The organism is Xanthovirga aplysinae, from assembly GCF_009711365.1.
Taxonomy (GTDB): domain Bacteria; phylum Bacteroidota; class Bacteroidia; order Cytophagales; family Cyclobacteriaceae; genus Xanthovirga; species Xanthovirga aplysinae.
Genome location: NZ_SMMB01000829.1, coordinates 1 through 4,421, shown reverse-complemented (window position 1 = coordinate 4,421; position 4,421 = coordinate 1). Strand labels below are relative to the sequence as shown.

At 35.6% G+C, this 4,421-nt stretch carries 5 protein-coding genes; 3 read left to right on the top strand and 2 right to left on the bottom strand.

From position 1 onward, the window contains the following. Positions 1-265: cupin domain-containing protein (locus E1171_RS23685; protein ID WP_222931416.1), on the top strand; the 265-nt coding region annotated here is incomplete at its 5' end. 120 nt (positions 266-385) lie between these two features. Here E1171_RS23685 and E1171_RS06370 read toward each other — a convergent pair. Together E1171_RS06370 and E1171_RS06365 are read right to left on the bottom strand one after the other, a co-directional pair. Further along, complete coding sequence (locus E1171_RS06370; RefSeq protein WP_155205178.1) at positions 386-1,138, bottom strand: DUF6048 family protein; 753 nt, start codon at positions 1,136-1,138, stop codon at positions 386-388. Further along, a complete protein-coding gene (locus E1171_RS06365; protein ID WP_155205177.1) occupies positions 1,101-1,610 on the bottom strand; it encodes a hypothetical protein in 510 nt (169 codons plus the stop codon). The genes E1171_RS06370 and E1171_RS06365 overlap by 38 nt, the downstream gene beginning before the upstream one ends. 203 nt (positions 1,611-1,813) lie before the next feature. On the opposite strand from E1171_RS06365, the gene rimO reads away from it, so the two are divergent. Continuing rightward, a complete protein-coding gene (gene rimO / locus E1171_RS06360) occupies positions 1,814-3,127 on the top strand; it encodes a 30S ribosomal protein S12 methylthiotransferase RimO (RefSeq protein WP_155205176.1) in 1,314 nt (437 codons plus the stop codon). Between the two features lie 98 nt (positions 3,128-3,225). After that, positions 3,226-4,421, top strand: a 1,196-nt coding sequence (gene bshC / locus E1171_RS06355) for a bacillithiol biosynthesis cysteine-adding enzyme BshC (RefSeq protein ID WP_155205175.1), incomplete at its 3' end; no start/stop codon positions are given.

Sequence of the window (4,421 nt, the reverse complement as noted above, 5' to 3'; positions counted from 1 at the left end):
AGAAAGGCCTGCAATTCTACCAATTCGAAAATCCGAAAAAATCAACTTGATCGCTATTGGTCTATTAAAAGACCAAATCCTCAAAAAACATAAAGCTGCTATTCCCACATTATTAACCGTGTTGAAAGGTTCGATAGAATTTAGAATAGAAAATGATAAAATAAGACTATTACAATTTGATACCTATCAAATACCTGTGAATATAGAGCATGAAGTTGAAGGAAAAGAAGAGAGGAATGTATTTACCTTAACACAGGAGAAATAAATGCCTTAATGGAGTTCTTAAAAGTTAATCGAAAGGAATTAAATTGGGGATTTTAACTGCTTTCTCATTTAATTAATAAGATTTCATTTTATTTAACTGCTCAATGTTTATTAAGAAAAATTATCTCTTTTTCTTTTTAAAGGGGATGGTGTAATACAAATAATAATTAAAGCTTGCTTTCGCTTTTCCATTTAAGCGACCAAATCCAGGCAAATTGTAAGTATCAAACTCAGGGTTGTCGGCTTTTGGTAAGAACTTATAACGAACTGTATATCCCATAGTAATGACTTTGGCTAAACGAATTTTCATTCCTCCAGTAAATTCAACCCACCTTCCGTTTAAATTAGTAAAATCCTGATCGTATATATATTCTCCAAAGTAAGGGTCATCCTGTTGTACCGAAAGTGATTCATTGAAATTTGTTCTAGCATAGCGGAATCCAAAAAATATAGAATAATCGGGATCATTTTTCATTACATCATAATCAATTCCCAATCGATAAAACATCCCACTGGAAGAATAGCTAAAATCGTTAACAAGCTCATTTAAGGGCACTTCATCAGCTTTCAAAGCATCTTCAAACTTCCCATAACCAGATTCCAAAACAAAAATATAGGGGCCATATTTCAAACCAGATTGAAATTCGAAGGTTTGATTTTCCTTATTGAAAGCACTTAGAGTACTTCCAAATAAATCCGCACCAATAAAAATGCTTTCTATTCTTTTTGGAATTTTCACCTCTTCTTTTTCTTCCTCACCAGCCCCTGGTTCTTGAGCTTTTTGAGTTTCCTGAGCCCATACAACTATATTTGGGCCTATCAGCAAAAGTAAAAGGCTAATTCCTGTAATTATATATTTTAATGAAGGTTTCATTATGATCAGGGTCATCTTCGTCTTGTGAAAAAATTACGGTATCTGCTCGTGTAAAGGTATAATCTTCCAGCTTTAAAGTCTTAAATAAATGTACAGCCCCACACTCGGGGGAAGCAATACTGTCCCGTACGATGTAACTGATTTCCAGAAAATCATCCAGCTTAACCACTGTTTCTCCATTATCATTTTCTTCATTCGTAATGAAATGAATTGAGCTTTTTTCCTCATTTGGATTTAAAGGGATAAAATATTCGGCAGAAGCCTCGGCATCTTCTAACAATAAATTAATATTGCTCCCAGAAACTCGAACGGTATCAAATTCATAATCCTTAAGCTCTTCCTCCTCATCGAAAAATTGTACCCTGACGGTAAAGGGCTTTGAATCACACACTACCACATCCTCGCAGGAGACCAAGGTAAAAAATAACACCAATGCCAAAAGGCCACGTAAAAAATTGTTATGTTTTCGCATAAATTATTGATGCAGAAGGCCTTTTCATAAGGCCAATAAAAATACAATTGGGCAAAAATTAAAAATTAATTGGATAATTACAAGACGATTACACGCAATGGCATCAAAAGTCGTTCCTAAATTGACTAGAATGCGGAGGTGAATAAACTCTCATCTATTTTTCTTACTTTTGCAGCTAAAATAAATTTAAAGGCCGGAAGAATTTGAAAACGAAAGGACTAAAAAAGGATAAGGTAAATGTAATTACACTAGGATGTTCCAAAAATTTGGTAGATTCCGAGGTGATGATTACCCAACTAAAGGGAAACGCAATTGATGTAACCCATGAGGCGCAGGATGATAAGTCCAATATAATCATTGTCAATACTTGTGGCTTTATCGATAATGCCAAACAAGAATCTATTGATACCATTTTGCAATATGCTGAGGCAAAAGGTGAAGGTCAAATTGACAAATTGTATGTGACTGGTTGCCTTTCTCAACGTTATCGAGATGACCTTGAAAAAGAAATTCCCGAGGTTGATGCTTTTTTCGGTACAATGGAACTTCCCCTCTTACTAAAAAAGTTTAAAGCCGATTATAAGCACGAACTTGTTGGAGAACGCATTACCACCACTGCTCAACATTTTGCTTATCTGAAAATTGCTGAAGGATGCGACCGTCCTTGTTCTTTCTGTGCAATTCCTTTAATGAGAGGGAAACATGTTTCCAAAAGTATTGAAGATTTAGTGAAAGAAGCCAAATCTTTAGCCAAAAATGGAACAAAGGAATTGCTACTGATCGCCCAGGATCTAACCTATTATGGAATAGATATTTATAAGAAACGTAAATTGGCCGATTTACTACGACATTTATCTGATGTAGAAGGAATTGACTGGATTCGTCTTCATTATGCCTATCCTTCTGGTTTTCCTATGGATGTATTGGATGTAATGGCCGAAAGAGACAATATCTGTAATTATTTAGATATGCCTTTACAGCATGGTTCCAGTAATATTCTCAAGTTGATGCGGAGGGGAATTGATCGGCCTAAGACAGAAGCATTAATCCAAAACATTCGAGAAAAAGTGCCAGAGATAGGACTTCGGACTACTCTTATTGCAGGTCATCCTGGAGAAACTGAGGCTGATTTCCAGGAAATGGTTGATTTTGTGGAAAGAAGTCGGTTTGAACGCCTGGGTATTTTCACCTATTCCCATGAAGAAAACACCCATTCTTTTTCTATGGAAGATAATGTTCCTGATGAAGTGAAACAAGAAAGGGCAAATATCGTAATGGACTTACAGGAAAAGATTTCTTACGAATTGAATCAGGAAAAAGTAGGAAAGGTCTTTAAAGTACTAATTGACAGAAAAGAGGGGGGCAATTTTATTGGAAGAACAGAGTTTGACTCCCCGGAAGTAGATAATGAAGTAATTGTAGATGCCAGCCAACATTATTTGAGAGTTGGTGATTTTGCAAATATAAAAATAAATGAGGCTACGGAGTTTGATCTTTATGGCGAACCTGTGCTTTAAAAATTTCTCAAGCATAAAGTATTGAAAAGAGGTGCCCTGTAGGAAAGAGTCCTAAAAAATTTCACTTTTCCCTACGGCATTTCAGCAATAACCAAAACATGAAGAAAGAATTATTAAGCTTAGGAGAAACAGGTAAGTTTTCTCCTATTTTTTTGGATTACCTACAGCAAGAATCAAAACTAGATGCTTTTTACGAACGCTTTCCTGAGCTTGACCAATTCGAGGCACAGATAAAAAATAAGAATTTCTCCAAAGCTAAGCGTGATACTTTGTGTAAGGTATTAAAAGAGCAGTATGCTGATGTTCCCCATTACGAGCAACTTACCAAAAATCTTGAGCTTCTTCAAAAGGAAAACACCTACACCATCACCACCGGTCATCAATTAAATATTTTCACCGGCCCCCTCTACTACATCTATAAAATTGTTACCATAATTAATACCTGTAAGGTTTTAAAGGAAAAATATCCGACATACCATTTTGTACCCGTATATTGGATGGCTTCAGAGGACCATGACTTTGAAGAAATCAGTACTTTTAATCTATTTGGGAAAAAATTCAGTTGGTCCACAGATCAGAGAGGAGCTGTTGGAAGATTTTCTCCAAATTCTATCCAATCCCTTTTGGAGGAATTGCCGGAAATTCCTGAACTGTTTCGAAAAGCATATCTTGAAAATGACACCCTTGCCGATGCGGTAAGGTTCTACGTTAATGAATTATTTGGCAATGAAGGTTTAATCATCCTAGATGCGGATCATCGTGATTTGAAATCGGAATTTAAAGATGTTATCCGGGAGGATATATGTAGCAATACTCCTCAAACTCTTGTGGAAGCAAGCTCTATTGGATTGTCCGATAAAGGATACAAATCCCAGGTTTTTCCTCGGGAAATCAATTTCTTTTATCTAAAAAATAATATTCGTGAGAGAATCGTAAAAGAGGAAAATGGTTTTACTGTTTTAAACACCTCCCTTAGCTTCAGTAAAGATGAGATTCTTGAATTATTAGAGAAGGAACCCGAGTGTTTTAGCCCAAATGTGGTAATGCGTCCATTATATCAAGAAACTATTCTTCCCAACCTTGCCTATGTGGGGGGGCCTGCAGAGGTCGCTTATTGGTTACAATTAAAAACTACCTTTACTCATTTTAAAAGGGCATTCCCCATGTTAATGCCTCGAAACTTTGCGTTGGTAATTAATAAAACCATTTTTAAGAAAATAAATAAGTTAGACCTTCCAACAAAGGATTTATTCTTAGAGATAGATAAATGGAAGCAAAAATTTATAGAAGATAA